Annotated in this window: 12 protein-coding genes; 2 read left to right on the top strand and 10 right to left on the bottom strand. The window is 41.8% G+C overall.

The genetic code is table 11. The features are described 5' to 3' along the window. The first annotated feature begins 58 nt into the window (after positions 1-58). Positions 59-1,030, top strand: coding sequence for a phosphatase PAP2 family protein (locus ACED20_RS12120; protein ID WP_294236422.1), 972 nt, complete (start codon positions 59-61; stop codon positions 1,028-1,030). A gap of 2 nt (positions 1,031-1,032) precedes the next feature. Continuing rightward, positions 1,033-1,779 (top strand): phosphatase PAP2 family protein, encoded by a 747-nt coding sequence (locus ACED20_RS12115; RefSeq protein WP_294236420.1) that lies wholly within the window; start codon positions 1,033-1,035, stop codon positions 1,777-1,779. A gap of 3 nt (positions 1,780-1,782) precedes the next feature. Here ACED20_RS12115 and ACED20_RS12110 read toward each other — a convergent pair whose 3' ends face one another. From ACED20_RS12110 to ACED20_RS12065, 10 genes are all read right to left on the bottom strand, one after another. Next, a complete protein-coding gene (locus ACED20_RS12110; protein ID WP_294236418.1) occupies positions 1,783-2,238 on the bottom strand; it encodes a DUF6759 domain-containing protein in 456 nt (151 codons plus the stop codon). A 33-nt stretch (positions 2,239-2,271) separates the two neighbouring features. Further along, complete coding sequence (locus ACED20_RS12105; RefSeq protein ID WP_294201064.1) at positions 2,272-2,919, bottom strand: DUF6759 domain-containing protein; 648 nt, start codon at positions 2,917-2,919, stop codon at positions 2,272-2,274. Between the two features lie 147 nt (positions 2,920-3,066). After that, positions 3,067-3,744, bottom strand: a complete 678-nt coding sequence (gene trmB, locus ACED20_RS12100; protein WP_345766629.1) for a tRNA (guanosine(46)-N7)-methyltransferase TrmB — start codon at positions 3,742-3,744, stop codon at positions 3,067-3,069. An 82-nt stretch (positions 3,745-3,826) separates the two neighbouring features. After that, positions 3,827-4,612 carry a DUF6759 domain-containing protein gene (locus tag ACED20_RS12095; protein ID WP_294236416.1) on the bottom strand — a complete coding sequence of 262 codons (786 nt, stop codon included), beginning with the start codon at positions 4,610-4,612 and terminating at the stop codon, positions 3,827-3,829. A 205-nt stretch (positions 4,613-4,817) separates the two neighbouring features. Then, a complete protein-coding gene (locus tag ACED20_RS12090; protein WP_294201069.1) occupies positions 4,818-5,606 on the bottom strand; it encodes a hypothetical protein in 789 nt (262 codons plus the stop codon). A 164-nt stretch (positions 5,607-5,770) separates the two neighbouring features. Then, positions 5,771-9,172 (bottom strand): T9SS type B sorting domain-containing protein, encoded by a 3,402-nt coding sequence (locus ACED20_RS12085; RefSeq protein WP_345766628.1) that lies wholly within the window; start codon positions 9,170-9,172, stop codon positions 5,771-5,773. Between the two features lie 278 nt (positions 9,173-9,450). After that, the gene (locus ACED20_RS12080) at positions 9,451-12,300 is read right to left on the bottom strand and encodes a T9SS type B sorting domain-containing protein (protein WP_294236411.1); all 2,850 of its coding nucleotides are present in this window, start codon (positions 12,298-12,300) and stop codon (positions 9,451-9,453) included. A 122-nt stretch (positions 12,301-12,422) separates the two neighbouring features. Further along, on the bottom strand, positions 12,423-15,515 hold the full coding sequence (locus ACED20_RS12075) for a gliding motility-associated C-terminal domain-containing protein (RefSeq protein WP_294201075.1): 3,093 nt from the start codon (positions 15,513-15,515) through the stop codon (positions 12,423-12,425). 180 nt (positions 15,516-15,695) lie between these two features. After that, positions 15,696-19,802, bottom strand: coding sequence for a T9SS type B sorting domain-containing protein (locus ACED20_RS12070; protein ID WP_345766625.1), 4,107 nt, complete (start codon positions 19,800-19,802; stop codon positions 15,696-15,698). A gap of 197 nt (positions 19,803-19,999) precedes the next feature. Then, positions 20,000-24,094: a gliding motility-associated C-terminal domain-containing protein gene (locus tag ACED20_RS12065; RefSeq protein ID WP_378104788.1), complete on the bottom strand. Its 4,095-nt coding sequence runs from the start codon at positions 24,092-24,094 to the stop codon at positions 20,000-20,002. Between the last annotated feature and the right edge of the window lie 25 nt (positions 24,095-24,119).

Raw genomic sequence — 24,119 nt, 5'->3', positions numbered from 1 at the left:
GGGATAGGTTTGAGTAATTAATAACAATTATCTAATTAAAAATTCTTCATATTATCAAATGCTGAAAAGAATTAATTTTTTACTGCTGCCATTTACCATGATGGTATCCGCACAAACCACCGAAGTTTCTTCACCAACCGATTCATTGGGTTCACAGGCTTATCATCTGCCTGATGCTTCTGTAAGACTTTATAAAAAACCGAAATTCTTTGATTTTATCACCAAAGCTCCCGGAAATTTTATCAATACAAATAAAAATCTGATTGCGAAAGATCATGCTTATTATGTAGGAGGAGCTGTGATCGGAACGGTTCTGTTGCTGCCGGTCGATCAGAAGCTGATTGATAACAGCCGTGAACTTGCCCAGCAATGGGGAATGAGCGTTGACAATAATTACAGCACTGTGGCAAAAGTGTTTAAGCTGCCCAAAGATGTCGGTTCTGCATTGTATCTCATGGGAAACGGCTCCACCCTTGTATTACTGGGTATCGGATTCGGGACTTATGGACTCATTAAAAATGATTACCGCGCACAAGCTACTGCGAGTGGCCTGATGGAAAGTCTCATCCTGGCTGGCGTTTTTTCACAGACCCTCAAAAGAATTACAGGCCGTGAAAGTCCTTTTATTGCCATAGAAAACGGAAATCCCGGAGGCGACTGGAATCCTTTTCCAAGTTTCTCTGCCTTTGCCATCCGGACTCCTCACTACGATGCGATGCCTTCCGGGCATCTTACGACCTTTATGGCCGGGCTTACAGTAATTGCAGATAATTATCCTGAAGTGAAATGGATCAAACCCGTAGGCTACACTTTGGCAACTGCACTCTGTTTTCAGATGATGCAGAGCCAGGTACACTGGGCTTCAGATTATCCTTTGGCACTGGTTTTAGGCTATTTTATTGGCAAAACAATTTCAAAAAGCAGATATACCACCATATTAAAGGAAAGTGCAGGAGTGCGTTATAAAGTAGAATTTACTGCTTCACGTGCGATGAACTACAATATGGCAGGAATTAAAGTTTCCTTTTAGAGATGAACAGAACTTTTGTAATTATTTTTGTTTTTTATTCCCTTTTATTTTCTGCCCAGGATTCATTGTCCGTCATGAAGCCTCTGAAACCTGAAAAAAAAGATTTCAATTATAAGAAGCTGATCATTCCTGCCGGTATGATTACCATAGGTGCCGTACTTAAAATTCACAGCATCCAGCAGAATCTTCAGAAGAACGCACAAAAAATGGTATATCGGAATTTTAAAACGAAAGCAGATAATTATCTTCAGTATGCTCCGGTATTTTTTATATTTTCAGGAAATTCATTAGGATTCGAATCAAAGAATACGTATCTGCAAATGGAGAAAAATACCTTAGCGGCCTCAATGATAACGGGAGGAATTGTTTTTATAGGCAAGAAGTCATTTAAAGATATAAGACCTGATAATTCCGCACGAAATTCTTATCCGTCCGGCCATTCCGCGTTATCCTTTACCCTAGCGACAATACAATTTCTCGAATATAAGGATTCCGACTTATGGTATGCGAGTTCGGGATATGTTTTTGCCACGGCTACTGCATTGCTGAGGGTAGCCAACAACAGGCACTGGAATGGAGATGTGCTCACCGGCGCCGGTATCGGCATTGCGGTGGCACTGATCGTAGATCATTGGAATCCGTTATCAAAACTTTCTTTTAGTACTTCAGCCGGAAAACTTTCTTTAACGGGCTATCCGGTAGTACATCAGAATACTTTCGGCTTAGGAATTTCAATGAATATTCAATAGCAATTAATCCGAAACCGCTGTCCGGTGCGGACCCGATATAAATTTGGTTTTCTGATACACTGCGTTGCAAACCATTCCCGAAAGATTGTAATTCTGGTTTTTGGGTAGCATAACGGCTCCAATTTTACCTGCGGCTATCGGAACTTTCTTGAAGTAATTATTCCCGCTGATGGTGAGGACCATATTACACCGGGATTTATTTTCTACCGTCACAGAGGTTTTGTCCTGATCGGAGGAACCGTTAAGAATATCCGTTAAGACAGCTGCCGTTTCAGATTTGTAAGTCTTGCTTAATGTCTGAAATTCCATTTCCGTCTGATTGGCAGGAATGACAGCCGGTCTTGTTCTGGAGACTGTTGCAACAGATCTTTTCACAGGAGGTCTGTACGGAGCGCTTGCACCGCCGCAGCTGTTGACAATCAGACAGGTTAAAAAAGATAAGTAAAAAAAGTTTTTCATTATACCATATTTCTCAATATAAATGTAATCTTTTTACTTCTTTTCCGGAAAAATATTATTTCCGGCAGGAACTGGATTGTTGATTGTCAGAAACAGGCTCTTGCTGATCTCTTTCTTTGAAGTATAAACAACATCGCATACATTGCTGGTGAGGGTATAGCTTCCTTTATTGATGACCATGAAATTTTCATTCTTAGCGGGAACGGCTAGGTTATAAAAGCTTTTTCCCTGGATCCTTACGATCATGTTGCAGTCTGATTGATTCTTGAGTAGCAGAATGACTTCTTTGCTGCTGATATCCTCATTGAACATGGCATTAAGAAGCTTTACTGTCTTTTCAGAATGTTCTTTGCTGGTTGAGGCAATGAGCTGCTTAAATTCTTCTGCTTCTGCTGAATTCGAGTTTTTTAGAAGATGGCCCGGGATTTCTGAAATAACAGGACGGGCTTCCATAGGATGAGCCGTCTTACTTCCTTTGGTCCATTCTGAATTTTTCAGGGCAATAAGCTTTGGCTTCAGAACGCTTCTTCTGGGATCGTCGGGGTGGGATGTTTCCAGGAATCTTTCGATTTCAGCGATATTTTTGCTTTCGAGAATATTTGGGGAATGGACATTCTCATGAGCAGTACGGCAGGATATGGCAATAGCACATAACGCCAGAAATAGGGTAATTTTTTTCATGATACAGTTTGTGTTTATATGACGATAAAAGGATGTACTTTGTTACAGCCTGCTATCAAAGAAAATGAAATAAAGTTTACTTAAAAAATTACCGCTGAATGTGTTAAAGTTCTCGAAATAAATGTGTCTTTCATCATGTTTTTTTATTTAATTAATTTTGAATTTAATGTAGGTAATTGTTTTTCCTTTTGCCGAAAACAATTCTTCGTAATAGGTTCGGATGTCTTTCAGGTGAGGCGTATCCGGATTGTATTCCACGGCGCCGTAAATGTCGTGATGAGCCGTCAGGATTTCATAGCCTGCTCCCTGAAGGTATCCTAAAGTATATCCATGAAGGAACTCCGAATCCGTTTTAAGGTGAATGATCCCGCCTGGTTTCAGGAACTTTTTATATCGGTTTAAAAAATCCGGGTGGGTAAGCCTGTGTTTGGTCCGCTTATATTTGATCTGCGGATCCGGGAAGGTAATCCAGATTTCGTCCACTTCATTTTCACCGAAGAAATAATCCACCAGTTCAATCTGGGTTCTTAGGAAAGCAACATTTTTCATTCCGTTTTCAACAGCCTCTTTTGCCCCGAACCAGAATCTTGCCCCTTTAATGTCTATTCCTATAAAGTTCTTTTCCGGGAACGCTTTGGCAAGACCTACGGTGTATTCTCCCTTTCCGCATCCAAGCTCCAGAACGATAGGATTTTCATTTTTGAAGAAATCCTTTCTCCATTTTCCTTTAAGATCAAAACCATTCAGAGCTTCTTCTCTTGTCGGCTGGATTACGTTTGGTAATGTTTTGTTTTCGGCGAATCTTGCTAATTTATTTTTACCCATGAGAAATTTATAAAATCCCGCAAAAATAATGAATTTTACGCAAATGCCTCTTTTTTAGAGCTAAAAATAAGACCAGCCGTTTTTATTTCTTCGCAGAACTTCCCAAAGCAACCATAAGAGGTTTCTGTATGGTTTTCTGGGAGGCATACTGCGCACCGCAGACAATACTGGTAAAGAGATAATCTCCCTTCTCGACAACGATGGAATTGTCGCCGTGGGAAGGTACGGGAAGCCTGTATTTCGTGGTGCCTACTCCCTCTATTCTTACGATGATGTTACAGTCGGATTTGTTTTCGATCATGACGATGCATTCTTTCGCATTCGGGTCATTATCAAAAAGTGAATTTAAGATCTTTACGGTTTTGTTTTTATGTTCAGAAGGGTTTTCTGCCATCAGCATATTGAATTCCGATGCCTCGGCATCCGGAATCGCTGCAACCGTTGTTGTCGTAAAGGCAGCGGCGGCAACATATACATTTTTCGGATTACTTGGCGTGTACACTACGGCAGCCTGGCCCACCTGTAGTTCTTTCTGGTATTTCGCAATCTGCTTCTGCTTGATGATGGCATTCATTTCATCAAAGGATATTTTCGTGGAAGGACGCCTTTTCAGCATAGCCAGCCAGTCCTGCATCTGCTTCACTTTGATGTCTCCGGGCTTGGCATCTTTAATGTATTCTTTCATCATTTCCATCACCCGCGGCTTCAGTACACTTCTTCTCGGATCATCCGGATGGGCATCCCTCAGGAAGGCATTGATTTCGTAAATGCTTTTGCTCTTTAAAATGTTACTGTAATCTTTCCCTCTTGATTGTGCAGAAAGATTAATGCAAAGAATGGCAGTGAAAAATATAAGCAATTTATTCATTTACTAATATTTAGGATTAAAAAAGACAATAGCAATTTCTCTCTTTAAAGTGAATTCTTAAGGTTATCGGCGGATAAAACGCTGGTGTTGATCAAGCTGTCGCATGGCACACTTTAATTTTTGCTAAAATTAAACATTATTTGAATAAAACAAAAAATGTATACCGCGAATTTGCAATATACATTTTTTATAGACGTTATCTGAATTATTTTACAATATCCTGAAGATGAGAATTTCTCAGTCTCCTCTGGTAAATCGGCAGGTACTTTTCTATCGGAATTTTTACCGCTTCAAAATTGCCTGCAAGCACGTACGGCTCAATATTTTCCGAGGTATATACAAACTGAAGGAAATTATCGATCAGATTTTCAGGAATTTTGAACCTTGTGAAGTAATCCTTTCCCAGGTAATTTTTGATCTGGGTAATGGAGCTGTTCATTTTTTCGTACGCTACATACCGTTGTTTTTTCTTTCGTTCTCCGGAAAGAATATCATAAATGCTTTCCAGACTGAATGTGAGTCCGCCGTCACGTAACCCTGCCACCGGCAGCTGCGGAGGGGTGCCATCGCCTTTCGGCTCCGGAAGACCGATTACTTTTTTAATGGCCAGTGCTTTGTCTTCTTTCCGGATCGAATTGATATCGTACCTTAAGTTTCCGGTAGGCCTGAAACGGCTGATTACCACCTCCTGAATATCATGATAGGCAATTTTCAGTTCCACTAAATTTTTCTGATCAATCATTTGTGGCGTCAGCTTAATATCTTTCCTTTCGGTTACAATGGAAGTAAAACGGATCACGTCACCCGGGTTTGCCGAAATCGAAAAATCACCGTTGTAATCACTCAGAACTGTCTTAAGCGTTGAAAGATTGGTAACATAAATCTGGTTGAGATACAATACGGAATTATCTTTCAGGAATACTTCGCCGGAATATGACTGTGCGTTAATTTTTGCCAGAAAAACCAACAGCAATAAGGTAAATAGTTTATTCATACAATACTGCAAAATTACACAGAAATTGTCCTAATTCGTACCTGTTTTCACTTTGTAAGCTGGTTAAAGTTATATTAAACTTTAATTCAAAACTGTTAATGAATGTTATAATGTTCTGATTTAATTAGAATCTACGTCTGCCCACCTTACATTCATGGTTATGATTAATAATTTTTTACCAGCAGCCAGCTTGTATATTTCACTGTTGTTGATCCTCCGAATTCCGTCCAGCTGACGAAATACCAGTACGTTGCCGTATTTACGGGGCGTCCGGCTATTTTTCCGTCCCAGGTAAATTTATTGGAATTAGAGCCCCGGAAAACCTCTGCACCATACCGGTCGAAAATCCGGAATATGATATTTTCATTATTCATTAATGCAGAATAGTCAATCGCATCGTTGTAGCCGTCCAGATTCGGAGTAATGGTGTTGATCAGGTTGATGATTACAAATGGTCTGGTTGCTTCCTCACATCTGTTGGAGTCTCGTACGTGAGCAACATGATTTCCGCGCGGTACATTATAGAAAACATTGGAACTCTGCCAGGTTATACCGTCCACGGAATATTCATATGGTGGAGTCCCGCCGCTTGCCCCGATGGTTACGGTACTCCCGTTGATTTCGATCAGGGTAATCACCGGAAGGGTAGATTCCGTAACGTCTACCGTTTGCCGGTATGTACATCCGTCAAAAGTAAGATCTACATAATAAGCTCCGGAAGAAACGTTGGAGATAGACTGCGTTGTAGCTCCCGTACTCCAATGGTAGCTGTCGAAGCCAGGTCCTGCATCCAGGCTTGTTAAAGTGTTGGGGCAGATAATCTTATTGCTTAATACCGCAGAATGTTTCGGGATTTTAATGGTTACGGTGATGGATGCAATATTGGGGCATACTCCTGATTTCTGAAATCTTATGTAAATGGTGGTGGTGCCGGTTACATTCATAGGGTTCGTAAGCACTCCCGTATTGTTTTGGGCGTCCGGTAAAGTAGGATGGAAGGTTACCGTTACCTGTGGATCGGTTGTAAACTGGTTGATGAAAGACAGCAGGTCAATCGATTTGGTCCCGTCCAGATCATCATCACACATCGTCACGATATGAGTGGTTTTAAGCAGCGGAATTCTGGAACCGATCGTAAAAGTAAGAGGTTTAATGACAGGCGGGCATCCGTCCGGAGATTCCACACGGATATAAATTGTCGTTGTCGCCGTGTAAGACCAGTTATTAGGCAGCGTATTCGTGCTTCCAAGATTGGCCTCCGTAAGGTTTGCATAATATCTTACATTGGTAAAATAAGAAGGGTTGCTCAATACGATAGGGGTAATGTCTGATAGCGTCACATTCACCGTACCGTCAAGATTATCATCACAGAAAGTTCCCGTATAATTGCTGAGTACATTTGCGAAAGGGTATAAGTTTAGGGTAATCTGTGCAATCTCCTTACAGCCGATATTATTTTTTACGACTGCGTAAACCACGGTTCCGTTAGCTGCATTATAGGTGCCGGGAGTTGTAATGGCTGTTCCGGCAGTTTCATTCTGAGCATTCAGCAAAGACGTGTAATAGGTGATCGTTACCGGAGAATTGCCGGTAACATTCGCGGCGGTTAAATTGAATGTTCCTTGTCCTGAGCCGTTGTCACAGGCTTTAAGTACTGCATTATTCACCGTAAGAACCTGGATATTGATGGTTACCGTTACTGTTTCGCAATCGGGAAAATCAGGATTGTTTCCGCAGAATGTATAAGTGAATGTATCCGTACCGGTAGTTCCGGGATTGGTAACCGTGTAAGTGATGACCCCGGTAGTGGGGTTTACAGTGGCTGTTCCCAGTGTTGGTGCGGTAAGGATGGCTACCGTAGAAGGTACCGGTGTCTGGCTTGAGCTCGTAAACGTTGGAGTAATGGTTTTGGTAGTGCAGACTCCATAGGTTGTACTGGTAAGTTTTGTACAGTTCAATACTTTAAACTGTTCTGTGACCAAAGGGGCACAGCTTCCCATGGTTACGGAACAGGTGTAATAACCCGGCTGGGTCGGGGTGATCGATGAACCGGTAGCTCCCGGAATCAGTACCCCGCCGACATACCATTGGTAAGTATCGTAAATAATAGGATCTACGGTAAGTACAATTCCCGGGATACAGCTTCCTCCTGATGTCAGGATAACAGGCTGTGTGGGAAATCCGGCAAAAAAACCGCCGTAGCCGACAGCATCACTTCCTGCATTGATTCCGGCCGTAATGGCTTTTGATGAATTAACGGTAATTGTTCCTGTAATATTCGGGATGCCATAAGTTACCCAGTTATTTGTTCCGGTCATATCAAAAGGACCGGTAGCAGCAGGAGGAACAGTTCCGTTTACCGTTACAACGGCGCCTCTTTCGGTAATCAGGTTCAGCTTTGTAGGAATATTCAAAATCCCATTTGGATTTCCTTGGGAATAAACAAAATTCTCATTGATAAGACCAAGCTCATTGATCTGTTTCGGAAGGTAGCAGTTGAGCGCAGGAATAAAATTAAAACCACCTGTGGCTACTTCATCTCCTGCAGTGCCATTACCGGCAAGCACCTGATAAATGTAAGCGTTTTTGGTAGTCCTAATGTACAGGTTATAATGCCCGTTCCCCTGAAGCTGGTACTTCGTACCGGGAATCATAAAATATTGCCCGATATTTAAAACGGCAATGGGTGCGGTTTCGTTGTTGACCCGGACTTCCGTATTGTTCTCAGTGGCAATGACAAGTGCCCCTTCCATATTGGCCCCTATGCTTCCGTTGCCTTTTACAAGAGCAAATTCATTTCCGAGTCTTTCTACAGGAACGGCCTGATCCATCAGGATATCAGAACTAAAAGGAAGGTTGCCCGCGTACTGTCCGTTAAAGTTTCCGTTGGTTACATTTATGTTTTTATTGGCCACGATCTTGGCTCCGATGAAACCATCGGAATTTCCGGTATTGCTGCCGCTCCCGTCGATGATGTATGATTGTCCTTTGTTTAAAGTAAACGTCATGGTGGGGGTAGTAGCTCCTGTCGTTCCGTTTGAAAATTGTACGGTGGGCTTATATCCCGAAACGGTAACGGTGGTGTTATCATCCGTTGCTAGAATACTCGTCATAAAATTCAGGATCGAATTGTTAACAGTAATGGGAGCAGCGGCTGCATAGAACAGTTTTCCGGTAGAGGGTATCCCTTTGGAAGTTATAATTTCGGCATGATTGAAAACCGAAAACCGTAAGTTGGCATAGAAGGGAAATTCCGCTTTTACATAAATCCCCTTTGTGGTTGGCGTAAAAAGATCAGTTTGCTGGGTTGTAATGATATAATCCCGTAAAATGTCCACTTTCTGAGGATTTCCTTTGCTGATGGTTGCTGTTGCAATTAATATATTGTTATTGTAAATGCTTACCGGAAAAGGTGTTGTACGGTTGGTGGAAAGGTATAATTTCTGATAAGGATTGGGATTTCCCGTTCTGTCTACCATGGGGGCAAACCAATGTTCCCTATCCAGCTGAGCAAATGTAAAGGTGAAAAAATAAAATACAAATAAAAGGGATAGAATTTTCTTCATTTAAGTTGCCTTTTAACACAAATTTAATAATAAAAAGGATTATCCTGTTAAAAAATTAATAAAAACCCGCTAATTTCACATCATGAGTATCAGCATTTTATAATTTCCATTTTTTCCGGAATGTATATCTTTAATTTACAGCTCTGCCATTACCGTATCCAGCGGAATGCGCTCTGTCAATTCAGGTCATGCAGGATTTGTAAAGCCCGGTTATTTCAGAATGAGGCAAAAAAAAGCACAGTCTTACACTGTGCTTTGATTATAGATTACCAATGATATTAATCTCTGTTTTTAACGACAATCCAGCCTGAATATTTTATTGGAGTCTGTTTGCTGTTCGGCTCGTTCCAGCTCAGATCAAACCAGTAATTTCCGGTAGGTACCTTTGTGCCTCCTACACTGCCATTCCATTTGTATCCGTTGGTTTTATTCCCCTGATGCATTTTTGCTCCGTAACGGTCATAAATATTAAATACGAAATTCGGTTTATGGGCCAGTGCCGAATAATCCAGTACGTCATTTATTCCGTCTCCGTTTGGTGTAATGATATTGATAAGGTTCGGAACCGTAACTTCTACATCAATAGGATCACAATCGTAAGAATCTTTAAGATAGAATGTATTATTTCCTCTCGGAACGTTGGTAAACACATTGGAATCCTGCCATTTGATATTATCGATAGAATACTGGTAAGGGGCTGTTCCTCCTGTCGCATTCACGGTAACGGTATTGTTTGAAATATCGATACTTGAAATTACCGGTTGCTCGGAAGCATACACTTTTACGGTTTGTTTTGTGACGCATTCTCCCGTTTTAAGTTCCACCCAGTATGTTCCTACCGTTACATTAGTAATGCTTTGGCTTGTAGCCCCGGTACTCCATTTATAGGATGTGAATCCTGGGCCTGCATCCAGGGTTGTAGTATCTTCCATACAGATGATCTTATCGTCAAGAAGGCTGGAATATACAGGAGGAAGTACTAGCAGCGTAATTTTAGCTATCCTGAAACATCCGTTTGCATTGGCCACTCTTACAAAAACAACTCCGTTAGGAGCAACATAATTTGAAAAATTTAAAATTTGGTTCGTTCCGTTTTGTGCATCTGTAAGAGAGGGATAATATTTTTTTGTGGTTCCCGGCGTATTTGTCACTAAAGCCGTTGTAAGATCAAACTGTGCCATAGCAGGAGTCGCTGTAATGAAACATGATCTTAAAGTCGCATCGCTTACATCCGGACTCGCCGAAACCGTGAACGTCAAGGTTACCTGTTCGCAGTCTGTAAATTCAGGATCGTTTCCGCAGAATTTGTAAACAACGGTATCCGTTCCTGCAAACCCGAAAGTCGGAGTATAGACAATAACCCCGTTAGGATCAATAGCTGTCGTACCGTTAGTTGGGGGTGTTACAATCGTTACCGTACTCGGCACATAGGTTTGGGTAGAATTGGTAAACGAAGGAACTATCGCCTGAAATCCTTCACATACAGTAAGTGCTTTTGTCGTTTGGTTAAGACAGGTAAATACTTTAAATACAGGAGTTACAACCGGCGCACAGGTACCCACGACAACCCGTACCGTATAATTACCGGATTGGGTAGGTGTGAAGGTGTTTGAAGTGGCTCCCGGAACAGGTGTGTTTCCTCTGAACCACTGGTAAGAATCGAACCCGTCGTCTACTTCAAGAATAAGCCCCGGAATACAGTCTCCGGCCTGTTTTGCAATAACCGGTATGGAAGAGAAACCTGCAAAATAACCACCATATCCTACAACACCGCTGCCTCCGGAAATACCGGCTGTGACAGCTTTTGTAGAAGTAATCGTCATATTCCCGGTGACATTGGGAACGGAGTAGGAAACCCAGTTATTGGTTCCTGTCACATTATAAGGTCCCTGGGCTGGTGTAGGAGTAGCTCCGTTTACCGTTACTGCAGCTCCTTTTTCCGTAAGAATGTTTAATTTTACACTGTTCGTTGTTGGCGGAAGGATGTTAATCATCCCAATTTCATCAATTTTCCTCGGTAAATAACAGTTTAACGGTGGAATATAATTAAACCCGATCGTCGCGTTGCTGTTGGCCACCCCGGCTAATAACTGATAAACATATACATTCTTTGTTGTTTTAATGTACATATTATAATGGCCATTCCCCTGGTCGATGTAGTTTGTATTGCTTACTTCATTTACACGGTAACTTTGTCCTTCGTTAAGAACAGCAGCAGGAGTGGTTCCTGCATTAATGTATACTTCGGTATTGTCTTCCGTTGCCACAATCAGGGCATCTTCCATTCTTTTGCTGATATCTCCGTTTCCTTTTACCACTACGAATTCATTTCCAAGCCTGTCAGTGGGTACAGACTGGTCCATAACGGTATCGGATCCGTCATAAAAACCGGTGGTAATAGCAAATTGCCCGTTAAAATTTCCGTTGGTTACCGAAACCGGTTTGTTGGATACAATTTTGGCACCGATAAATGATTTCTTATTGGCAGCTGTATTTCCGATCCCTTCGATAACATAGGATTGCCCTTTGTTTAAGGTAAAAGTGAGCGTAGGATTGGTAGCGCCTGTCCATCCGTTGGTAAATACAATGTTTGGAGAATAGCCGGAAACAGTAACGGTTGTATTGTCTTCAGTTGCTAAAATTCCTGCTGTGAAATTAAGAATTGCAGAGGAAGCAGATCCTGTTGTGATATTTTCTATCGGTGATACAACGGCATAAAATTTTGTACCGATTCCTGCTTTTCCTTTCGATGTAAGAATTTCACCGTGGCTTAATACGGAAAAACGCAGGGTAGCATAATAAGGTTTTGTACCTTTTGTATATAATCCTTTATTAACAGGTGTAAAAAGATCCGAATCTGAGGAAGTAATAATTGATGCCAAAGGAACAGGAAATGTCTGTGGATTTCCCTTACTGATAGTTACCGTACCGATTAGAGCATTATTACTGAATATCTGCACAGGAAACGGAGTTGCGGAGTCCGTCGAAAAATATAAAGCCTGTTGCGGACTGTTGAGAACAGGGCTTCTGGCTGCCATAGGAGCAAACCAGTGATCTGTATCCCTTTGTGCAAAGGCTGTATTAATCCCAAAAAGAATCAATACGAACGATAATAAAATTTTATTCATAGTTATGGAATATGGATTTTCACAAAAATAATATAAAATGCAATAGATATTGCAATTATTGTTGAAAATTGCAGAAATGTCCATAAAAAAACCACGATTTCAAAATCGTGGCTTAAGAATTTTTAGTCTATATTTTTTACCATAATCCAACCGGAATATTTGATCGGTGTCTTTTCTTTATTCGGTTCATTCCAGTTGATGTGGAACCAATAAGTCCCTGTGGAAATTTTCTTATCGAAATGTCTGCCGTCCCATTTATAGTTATTGAATTTATCTCCGGTAAAAATTTTGTTTCCGTACCGGTCATAGATCACAAAGCTGAGATTTTCTTTATAACCTAATGCACTGTAATCAATATAATCATTTTTGTTATCACCGTTTGGCGTAATGGTGTTTATTAAATTCGGTACGGTAACTTCTACGGAAACCGGTGTACAGTTGTAAGAGTCTTTTACATAAAATATATGCTGACCTCTTGAGAGACCTGTAAATACGTTGGAGTCCTGCCAGTTTGCAGGAGAATCTACGGCGTATTGATAAGGTGACTTTCCTCCTTTTACATGAACGGTTGCCGTATTGTTGGAAATTTCAATTTCTGAAATTACAGGATCTTCAGCCTTTTTCACACTTACGAGCTGCTTAACAGAACATCCGTTATCTTTAAGAATTACCCAGTAGTTTCCTACGCCTACCCCTGTAATTGCCTGTGTGGTAGCGCCTGTGCTCCAAAGGTAAGACTGATAACCAGGTCCGGCATCAAGATTGGTTCTTGCGTCGATACAGATGGTCTTGTCTGCCAATACAGCGGATCTTTTCGGTGGAATAACGGTAAGATTTACTTTTGCAATGGCATAACATCCGTTAGAATTATATACTCTGATATATACGGTTCCGTTTCCTGAAATGTAAGCCAGAGGATTCAGTATTTCGTTGGTTGCATTGCTGGCATCCACCAAAGTAGGATAATACTTTTTGGTAATAGGCGTTTGCGTTGAAACATTGGCAAGGGAAAGATTGAATGCCGCTTTTGTTTCGTCGATTGCCAGGAAGCACTCGCTTACGGTCGCTTCGGTCACCACCGGTGTAGGAAGGAAATCCAGGGTAATTTTTGCATTCCCGGTACAGCCTTCATTCGTAGTTACCTTTACGTACACGAAACCGGCTCCTGAGAAATAGTTTGTAATATTGGTCGTGATTTCGTTGGTTCCTGCATTCAGGTCCGCCAGTGTCGGATAGAATTTCTTAACTACAGGGTTGTAAGTTGTTACGTTGGCTGCTGTAAGATCGAAGAATCCTTTTCCGTTGTATTGGCATGCCTTGATGGTGGTATCCGTTAAAATAAAAGGAACGACCGTCAGGTTTAGGGTTACCTGTTCACAATCCACAAATTCCGGTGCGTTTCCGCAGAACTTGTAGACGATTTTATCAGGGCCCAGATATCCGGGATTCGGAATATAAGTGATCTGTCCGGCAGAATTTACCGTGGCCGTTCCATTCATAGGTTGTGTAACAATGGTCACTGTACTCGGTACCGGTGTTTGTGTCGTTGTAAATGAAAACGCAGGTGTAATCACTTTTGTAGCACATGCATTCAGAGCTGCTGTTGTATTTTTTAGACAGGTAAATACTTTATAGGGTGGAGTGGTAACAGGCGGACAGCTTCCGATGGTTACCTTTACAGTATAATTTCCAGCTACCGAAGGCGTAATCGTATTTTGAGTAGCACCTGTAATGGCTACACCGTTTAAATACCATTGGTAAGTGTCATAGCTGTCTGCAACTTCAAGGATGATTCCGGGAATACATTCTCCGGTTTGTTTTGCAATAACAGGGATCGAAGAGAATCCTGCGAAATAACCTCCATATCCGGCAGAGCTGTATCCTCCGTTTACCCCGGCAGTTACTGCTTTCGTAGAGTTTACCGTCAGATTACCTGAGATTCCTTGTATGGCATAGGTTACCCAGTTTGCATTTCCTGTTAAAGGATATGGTCCCTCGGCGGCGGTTGGAGTTACTGCGGGACCACCGTTTGTACTGTAGGTAACAGTTGCTCCAGCTTCCGTAAGAATATTCAATTTTAAAGTAATACCCGTCACACTAGGCATTTCATCAATTTTTCCTATTTCGTCTATTTTTCTTGGCAGGAAGCAGTTTAAAGGTGGAATATAGTTGTATCCTCCCGTATTATTGTTGGTTCCTACGCCTACCAGCTGATACAGGTATACGTTTTTGGATGTGGAAACCAGCATGTTGAAATGCCCGCTTCCCGGAGTCTGTTCAATATAATTGGTTTCGTTGATTCTGTACCATTGACCTGCATTAATTGTTGCCAACGGTGTGGTTCCGCCGTTTACAAAGATTTGGGTATTGTCTTCCGTTGCAATAACGATTCCTCCTTCCATATTTTCAGAAGGTGCGGTAGACCTTGTTTTTACCATGGCAAATGTGCTGCCTAATCTTTCTACGGGAACCGACTGGTCCATAATCAGGTCGGAACCGGAAGAGCCTAGCGCTCCAAAGTTACCGTTAGCACTACCATTGGTTAAACTGATGGGTTTATCAGAAACAATTTTTGCCCCTATAAAGCCTGTAAGATTGGCAGTGGTTGAATTATTCCCTGCCATGATATAGGATTGTCCTTTATTCAGTGTGAAAGACTGGGAGTTTCCCGCCGGCGTTCCACCGATGAAAACCAGCCCGGGAGTCGTCCAGGTTACCGTTACCAGTGTGTTGTCTTCAGTCGCCAAAACACCTGCCGTGAAATTATTTCCGGAGCCGGTACCCGCGTTGGTATTGGGTGCATTGGCTACATAAAATAATTTACCGATTCCGGCTTTCCCTTTAGAGGTGATGATTTCGCCGTGAGAGATCTGTGCAGATCTTAGGGTACAATAGAAAGGCTTGTCTCCTTTCAGGTAAAGCCCTTTCGTAATTACCTGCAAAGCTTCAGATGTCGCAGTTGCAGAAACGAGGCCTACCGCTACGGTATAGGATTGCGGATTCCCTTTGCTGATGGTAACCGTCTGGATCAGGTTGTTGTTGTTATAAATTTTGACGTCAAAGGGAGTCGTTGAATCTGTCGAAAGGTACAACGCATTGGTGTATCCCGTTACGGATGCATAATAAGGTGCGATCCAATGGTCCGTATCCCTTTGGGCAAAAATGGTATTAAAACTGAGGAGTAATAATACGAAAGATAATAGAAATCTTTTCATGTACAATGATTTAGGATTTTTACAAATTTAAATAATTATATACATATTGTTACTAAAATGTAAATAAAATTTTAGATTTATTCACGANTAGAAATCTTTTCATGTACAATGATTTAGGATTTTTACAAATTTAAATAATTATATACATATTGTTACTAAAATGTAAATAAAATTTTAGATTTATTCACGATTTTTAATTAAAATCCATCCGGAATAGGAAACCGGCAATTTGGTATCGGGTTCGATCCAACGTAATAAATACCAATATGTTCCGGTAGGCAGTGGAGATCCGTTAAGTTTTCCGTCCCAGATATAATTCTTATCGGAAGATTTATGAACAATGGCTCCGTAGCGGTCCGCAATCTCAATGGAAACATTCTGCTTGATTTTCAGATCGGAGTAGTTCAGAACATCGTTATGGCCGTCCCCATTCGGTGTTATGGCATTAATAAGGTTGAGAACCAGAAAGTCTGCCGTTACCGGAGAACAGCCGTCTGCACTTGTTACATAAACGGTATGCACCCCTCTTGAAAGGCCGGTAAAAATATTGGAAAATTGATAATCGATTCCGTTTAACGAATATTTATAAGGCGGTGTTCCTCCTGATACGGAAATGGTGGCATTATAACCTGAAACTTCAACTTTCATAATCTTAGGAGCAGGAGCGGTTGTCACATTAACAAACTGACGGTATATGCAACCATTGAATCCCAAGTCTACATAGTAACTTCCTGCACCTACGTTAACAGACTGGGTGGTTGCTCCCGTACTCCAAAGATATGAGGTAAATCCGGAACCTGCATCTAATGTTGCGTTCTCATCAGGACAAATTACTTTATCACTTAACAACGATGACTTTCTCGGTGTTTTCAGAGTGATCATTAACACTCCTGTATTCGGACAGGCCGTAGCGCTTGTAAATCTTATATAGAACGTTTGGGTACCTGTGATGGTCTGAACAGAGGTAACCGCATTAGTTGCTGTCTGCGCATTGGCCAGAGTTGTGTAAAAGGTCATGCTTACCCCGGGATCGGCGGTAAAAAGATTCTTATAATCGTTCAGATTGGCGCTTTCGGAGCCGTTGATGTCGGCGTCACAAATTTCAGCTGCCGCATTTCCTGCAATTAAAGTAACCCTGTTGCCGATCTTAAAATTAATCTGCCCGAAAGCAGGAGGACATGTTCCCGTAAGGGCATCCACTCTTACATATACGGTGGTGTTGGCATTATACGTCCAGTTTGCCGATAAAGTATTATTATTTCCTGCCGTAGCATCGGCCTGTAAAAGGTAATATCTTACATTAAAGTTTGTGGAACCCGTCACAATCTGAGGAGTAATACTTGGGAAATTAACATTCACTAACCCATCGAAATTATCATCACAAAGTGTCGAGTTATAATTATTGGTGTTGATATTAGGCAGCGGGGTAACCGTTAAGGTGATCTGGGTAACCTTTGAACATCCTACCGCTGAAATTACATTGGCATAAACCGTTCCTGCCGGTCCGTTGTATGTTGCGGGATTAGCAATCGGTGTTCCTGTTAAGGCCGCATTGGTAAAATACTGTATCGTTGTTCCCGAATCCGGAGTTACATTGACAGAAGTAAGGTTAAAGGTTCCGTTTCCGTTTGCATCCGCACAGGAATTTAACGAACCGTTAATTACATTAGGGAGTGGATTTACCGTTAAGGTGATCTGAGCAATTTTTGAGCAACCTGCCGATGAGGTTACGTTGGCATAGATAATCCCTGAAGGCCCTGAGTAGGTTGCCGGATTGTTAATCTGGCCGGTTAAGTTTGAATTGGTAAAATAAGTTACCGTTACTCCCGGATCCGCGGAAAGATTTACTGAGGTAAGATTAAAAGTTCCGTTTCCGTTCGTTCCGGCACAGACAGTGAGAGAGCCGTTGGTTACATTAGGCAGCGGATTTACCGTCAAAGTAATTTGAGCTGTTTTTGAACATCCTGACGGTGCCGTTACATTAGCATAAATAATTCCAGAAGGTCCTGAATATGCCGTAGGATTGGTAATTTGTCCGGTTAAATTCGGATTGGTGAAATACGTAATCGTAACCCCGGGATCGGAAGAAATATTGGCTGAAGTAAGGTTAAAGGCTCCGTTTCCGTTTGTTCCCGCACACGTACTTAATGCAGTGTTGTTTGCGTTCGGGGCCGGAGTAACGGTTAATGTAATCTGAGCAACCTTTGAACATCCTGCCGATGAGGTTACATTGGCATAAATGATTCCTGCCGGTCCGTTGTATGTTGCCGGATTGGCAATCGGTGTTCCAGTTAAGGCCGCATTGGCAAAATACTGGACCGTTGTTCCCGAATCCGGAGTTACATTAACGGAAGTAAGATTAAAGGTTCCGTTTCCGTTTGCATCTGCACAGGAATTTAAAGAACCGTTGGCCGTTTGAAGGACGTCAATATTAATAACAATTTTAAAATATTCAAAGTCGGCAGGATTTCCGTTTCCCTGAACATAATAAATAAATGTATCCGTCGTGTCTGCTGTAAGCCCTGCATTTGGCGTGTAGGTAATCTGTCCTGTTGTTGGATTTACTGTGGCAGTTCCGGAGGTCGGCGCCAGAATAATGCTGGTATTGGATGGAACGATGGTCTGCGTGGAATTGGAAAATACCGGAGAGATCACTTTTGTTTTGCACGATCCTATATTATACGTTGTCGTTGTGATAGGAGGGCAAAGCGTATATACATATGCATTCGTGGTTACACTTCCGCAATTGTTTTTGGTAACCACACAGGTATAATTACCCGCTCCGTACACTTCTGGATTTATAGAATAGGTAGTTGCTCCCGGAATAATAGCCCCGTTAAGATACCACTGATAAGTATCATAGGTGTTGTCAACCTGTAGTAAAATCCCTGTATAACAATCTCCTGTTTTGGAAATTACAGGAACAGACGAAAACCCGGCAAAATATCCGCCATATCCCACGGCACCGCTTCCTGCGGCAATTCCGGCTGTAACGGATTTTGTAGAATTCACGGTTGCTGTTCCGCTTACGTTAAGAACCGTATAGGTAACCCAGTTTGGATTCCCGTTTACTGGGAAAGGCCCGTTTGCCGCAGCAAGCGGGTTTCCGTTTAAGGTAACGGTTGCTCCGGTCTGGGTAATGATATTTAATCTGGTATTAAAAGTCTGGCTTCCAATCTTATTGATGAAACCGATCTCATCCACCTTATTCGGCATATAACAGCTTAATGGCGGAATGAAGTTCATTCCACCGGTAGCATATTCGTTTCCATTAAGACTGGAAACCCCTGCCAGCAACTGGTAGACATAGATGTTATTATTCGACGAAATGCCCATATTGTAATTATCCCCGGTTCCGTGCTGTATATAATTGATGCTTGGAACCATATAATACTGTCCCGCATTCAGGGTAATACCTGAGGGAATGCCATTAAGGGTAATATTCGTACCGTTCTGGGTAGCGACAATCAAAGCCGTTTCCATTTCGGAGGCTACGGTCCCGTTGCCCTTTACCACAACAAATTCTTTTCCTAACCGGTCGACCGGCACTGCCTGGTCCATCAGGATGTCATTATTCGAAAAATTCAGGCTGGTATAAATTCCGTTGAAATTTCCGTTGGTTACTGAAATGGGTTTCGTCGACTGTATTTTTGCCCCTATCAGGCCATCCAGGTTATAGACGGAATCTGTGCTTAATGCATCCAGAATATAGGATTCTCCCTTATTTAAAGTAAACGTTTTGGTTGGGCTTGAAGTTCCGTCTGAGAAAACAACATTGGGATTATAACCTGAAATGACCACGGAAGTATTGTCTTCCGTTGCCGTAACACCTATGGTGGAATTTACATAGTTCGCAGTCCCTGTTATCGGCGCCATCCCTACGTAAAAAGTAGTTCCCAGACCAGCCAGTCCTTTAGAGGTAATGATTTCCGCATGATTGGTAAGTGAAAATCTGTAGTTGGCAAAAAACTTCTTAGTACCTTTCAGATACAGGCCCATGGAATTGGGCGTGAAAAGATTGGATGGATTGTCCGTAATCAAAAAATTATTAGGAATACTTACCTGCGCAGGGTTTCCTTTACTCACCTGAACCGTGGTAAAAAGGGAATTGGAATTATAAATCTGTACGGAAAAAGGCGTTACTTCATCTGTAGAAAGGTATAGAAAACCTTGCAGATTGCTTGTTCCTGCTTTGGACGCCATTGGCGCAAACCAGTGATCCGTATCAAGCTGGGCATTGCATAATAAACAAAGAAACGTACAAATGGTTAGTAGAAGTTTTTTCATAATTCTCAATAAGGGATGCAAATGTAAATATTAAAAATCAATTTTTTACATAAAATTTAATTACTAATTTCTATAATAATATATATTGTTGAATTTTTAATATTTTTTTAATATTGAAGGGTATTTTATAAAAAGAGGAATAAAAATCCCGATGATTCTCTGTCATCGGGATTGCAGCTTTATATTTTGATAAGTGATTATTCACGGTTTTTAATTAAAATCCATCCGGAATAGGAAACCGGCAATTTGGTATCCGGCTCTATCCATTTCAGAATATACCAGTAGGTTCCGGTAGGAAGTGCCCTGCCTCCGGATTTTCCGTCCCAGCTGTACGTATTGCCGGTAGATTTGTACACCGAAGCACCGTAACGATCAGAAATATCGATGGATACATTCTGCTTTATTCTTAAATCCGAATAATTCAGTATGTCATTAATTCCGTCGCCATTTGGTGTAATGGCGTTAATGAGATTTAATACTAAAAATTCTTTGATTGTCGGCGAACACCCGTCTTTTCCTAAAACATATATTGTATGAACGCCTCTGCTCAAACCGGTAAAAGTATTGGAAGCTTGATAATCAATTCCATTCAGGGAATATTGATATGGTGAAGTTCCGCCTGAAACCTGTATGGTTGCGCTGGATCCGGTAATATTAATGTTTGTAATGCTTGGGGCCTGTGAAACGGTAACGTTTACGTATTGGCGGTATACGCAGCCGTTAAAACCTAAGTCTACGTAATAATTTCCGGCACCTGCAAGGATGGTTTGTGAAGTGGCCCCGGTACTCCATGTATAAGAAGTAAAATCAGGTCCGGCATCCAGCAGTGCCTTTTCTGTAGAGCAGATAATCTGGTCCCGTAATTTTTCCGATTTTTTAGGTGTATTCAAAGTAAAAGTAACTGTTCCTGTATTCGCACATTCCGTTGCACTTGTAAATCGAAGATAAAATGTTTTCGGAGCAGTAATCGTCTGGTTGGAAGAAACTGTGTTTGTGCCATTTTGGGCATCTGTCAGCGTAGCATGGAAAGTTACCGTGACGGCAGGATTGGCTGTAAATAGATTTTTGTAATCATTAAGGTTTACATTCTCCGAACTGTTCAGGTCATTATCACAAACCTCCATATTGGCAGCATTTGAAATTAAAGATATTCTGTTTCCTGTTTTGAAATTAATCTGTCCGAATGCCGCAGGACATGTTCCGCTAAGGGCGTCTACCCTTACATAGACTGTTGTATTGGTTGTGTACGTCCAGTTGGCAGGTATGGTATTATTGTTTCCGGCATTTGCATCTGCCTGGCTAAGGTAATACCGTACATTGAAATTCGCCGAATTGGTAACAATCTGGGGCGTAATGCCCGGGAAATTTACATTGATAATGCCGTCGAAATTATCATCACAAAGATTGGCATTATAGTTTGCCGTATTGATATCTGGAGACGGGGTAACCGTTAGTGTAATCTGAGCCGTTTTTGAGCATCCTGCGGATGAGGTTACATTGGCGTAAATAATTCCTGCAGGCCCGGAGTAGGTTGCCGGATTCATAATCTGACCCGTTAAGTTTAAATTGGTAAAATACGTAACCGTTATTCCCGGATCAGAAGAAATATTGGTTGAGGTAAGATTAAAAGTTCCGTTTCCGTTTGCTCCGGCACAGGATATAAGAGTAGCATTGTTTACATTCGGCAACGGATTGACCGTTAAAGTAATCTGGGCTGTTTTGGAACATCCTGCCGGTGAGGTTATATTGGCATAAATTATTCCTGAAGGTCCTGAATACGTAGGGGGATTCGTAATCTGTCCGGTTAAATTTGAATTGGTAAAATACGTAATGGTAGTCCCCGGATCAGAAGAAAGGTTTACTGAAGTCAGGTTGAATGTTCCGTTTCCGTTGGTTCCGGCACAGGCAGCCAGAGAACCGTTGCTCACATTCGGCAGCGGACTTACCGTCAAAGTAATCTTGGCTGTTTTGGAACATCCTGCGGGCGAAGTTACATTCGCATAGATGATTCCCGGAGGTCCTGAATAGGTCGCCGGGTTGGTGATTTGTCCGGTTAAATTCGGATTGGTAAAATATGTAACCGTTATCCCCGGATCGGAAGAAATATTGGAGGAAGTAAGGTTAAAAGTTCCGTTCCCGTTGGGTCCTGCGCAGGCCGTTAAGGAAGCATTATTAACTGTCGGGGCCGGTGTAATTGTTAAGGTAATCTGGCCTGTTTTTGAGCAGCCGTATTGCGAAGTTACATTAGCATAAATAATTCCTGCCGGTCCGTTATAGGCTGACGGATTGGCAATCGGTGTTCCCGTTAAGGCGGGATTGGTGAAATACGTAACGGTGGTTCCCGGATCAGAAGATAGATTTACGGAAGTAAGGTTATAGATACCGTTTCCGCTGGTGTCTGCGCACGAAGCAAGCGCGCTGTTATTTATCTGTAAAACATGAGTGTTAATAATAATTTTGAAATATTCAAAATCAAAAGGGTTCCCATTTCCCTGAATATAATAAATGAAAGTATCGGTAGTGTTTGTTGCAGAAGGATTTGGCGTATAAGTAATTTGTCCTGTTGTTGGATTTACTGTAGCAGTTCCTGAAGTAGGCGGTGAAATGATGTTTGTAAGCGATGGAACGATAGTCTGCGTAGAATTGGTAAATGCAGGAGTGATAACCTTCGTATTACAGGATCCGATGGTGTATGTTGTCGTAGAAATCGGAGGGCATAGCGTATAGTTGTAAACACCGGTCAGCCTGGTTTCGCAGTTGTTTTTGGTAATCAGGCAGGTGTAATCTCCTGCTCCGTACAATTCAGGATTAATGGAAAAGGCAGTCGCTCCGGGAATAGGATTTCCGTTTAAAAACCATTGGTAGCTATCGTAATTATTATCTACCTGCAAAAGAATCCCGGAATAACAGTCTCCTGTTTTGGTAATGGCCGGTACGGAAGAAAAGCCGGCAAAATATCCGCCATAACCTACGGCACCGTTTCCGGCAGCAATTCCGGCAGTTACCGGTAACGTTGAATTGACGGTTACATTTCCGGTAACCCCCTGAAGAGAATAGGTTACCCAGCTCGGATTTCCGTTAACGGGATAAGGCCCGCTTATATTACCTATGGCACTTCCGTTAAATGTAACATTGGCGCCGGTCTGAGTGATAATGTTCAGTTTTGTATCAAAAGAATTGCTTCCTATTTTATTGATGAATCCGATTTCATTAATTTCTTTCGGCAGGAAACAGCTCAGCGGCGGGATAAAGTTCATGCCGCCGGTAGCATAAACCGTACTGCCTGATGTTCCGGCAAGAAGCTGATAAACATATACATTATTGGTAGCAGCAATACTCATATTATAATGTCCGTTCCCCTGATTGATGTAATTGGTTCCCTGTATAATATAATACTGTCCTGCGTTTAACGTGATATTCCCCAGCAGATTGCCGTTTACGGTAAGCTTGGTGTTGTTTTCTGTCGCAATAACCAGCGCTGCTTCCATTCCTGAATTCGCCGGCCCGTTTCCTTTGACCATAACAAAATTTTTGCCCAGTCTTTCCACAGGGACGGCCTGGTCCATCAGGATATCGACATTGCTGTTGTTCTGTGTCGTATAGATGCTGTTGAAATTTCCATTGGTGACGGAAATCGGTTTGTTGGAAGTGATTTTCGCTCCGACTAATCCATTTAAATTATTATTGGAAAGATCGCTTTGTGCTTCGATGATATAGGATTTCCCTTTATTAATCGTAAACGTTCTCGAGGGTGCGGAGATGCCGTCGGAAAAAACTACTCCGGGATTATATCCTGATAAGGTTACGGTGGTATTGTCTTCCGTTGCTACAACTCCGATGGTGGAATTTACGTAAGGTTTTGCCGTCGTATTCGGAGCGACTCCTACAAAAAAGTTTTTACCGATGCCTGCCAGTCCTTTGGAAGTTATGATTTCGGCCTGGTTGGGGACTGCAAACCGGAAATTGGCAAAGAATTTTTTGTTGCCTTGTGCATGAAGACCCATGTTCCGCTGGACAAAAAGGTTTGACAGGGTAGAGGCAATCATAAAATTATTCGGAACCGTTACCTGAACGGGATTTCCTTTGCTGATCTGTACTGTGGAAAAGACAACATTGTTGTTGGAGATCTGTACCGGGAAAGGAACCGTTTCATTCGTAGAAAGATACAGGTAACATTCCGGGGTTCCCTGCAGGGAGCTTGCGGACATCGGGGCAAACCAATGTTCCGTATCCAGTTGCGCATTAAAGATTAAATAAAAAAAAGTGCAAAAGATTAGTAGAAATTTTTTCATGTCTATTAATAAAGGGCTGCAAATT

This window comes from Chryseobacterium sp. sg2396, assembly GCF_042610505.1.
Lineage (GTDB): Bacteria > Bacteroidota > Bacteroidia > Flavobacteriales > Weeksellaceae > Chryseobacterium.
This window is presented reverse-complemented; position numbering and strand designations above follow the sequence as displayed.

Coding starts and splice junctions, on each gene's coding strand:
- trmB (WP_345766629.1), bottom strand. CDS start 3,744: ATGGGTAAAAATAAATTAGCAAGATTCGCCGAAAACAAAACATTACCA.
- ACED20_RS12095 (WP_294236416.1), bottom strand. CDS start 4,612: ATGAATAAATTGCTTATATTTTTCACTGCCATTCTTTGCATTAATCTT.
- ACED20_RS12110 (WP_294236418.1), bottom strand. CDS start 2,238: ATGAAAAACTTTTTTTACTTATCTTTTTTAACCTGTCTGATTGTCAAC.
- ACED20_RS12085 (WP_345766628.1), bottom strand. CDS start 9,172: ATGAAGAAAATTCTATCCCTTTTATTTGTATTTTATTTTTTCACCTTT.
- ACED20_RS12105 (WP_294201064.1), bottom strand. CDS start 2,919: ATGAAAAAAATTACCCTATTTCTGGCGTTATGTGCTATTGCCATATCC.
- ACED20_RS12120 (WP_294236422.1), top strand. CDS start 59: ATGCTGAAAAGAATTAATTTTTTACTGCTGCCATTTACCATGATGGTA.
- ACED20_RS12070 (WP_345766625.1), bottom strand. CDS start 19,802: ATGAAAAAACTTCTACTAACCATTTGTACGTTTCTTTGTTTATTATGC.
- ACED20_RS12115 (WP_294236420.1), top strand. CDS start 1,033: ATGAACAGAACTTTTGTAATTATTTTTGTTTTTTATTCCCTTTTATTT.
- ACED20_RS12075 (WP_294201075.1), bottom strand. CDS start 15,515: ATGAAAAGATTTCTATTATCTTTCGTATTATTACTCCTCAGTTTTAAT.
- ACED20_RS12080 (WP_294236411.1), bottom strand. CDS start 12,300: ATGAATAAAATTTTATTATCGTTCGTATTGATTCTTTTTGGGATTAAT.
- ACED20_RS12090 (WP_294201069.1), bottom strand. CDS start 5,606: ATGAATAAACTATTTACCTTATTGCTGTTGGTTTTTCTGGCAAAAATT.
- ACED20_RS12065 (WP_378104788.1), bottom strand. CDS start 24,094: ATGAAAAAATTTCTACTAATCTTTTGCACTTTTTTTTATTTAATCTTT.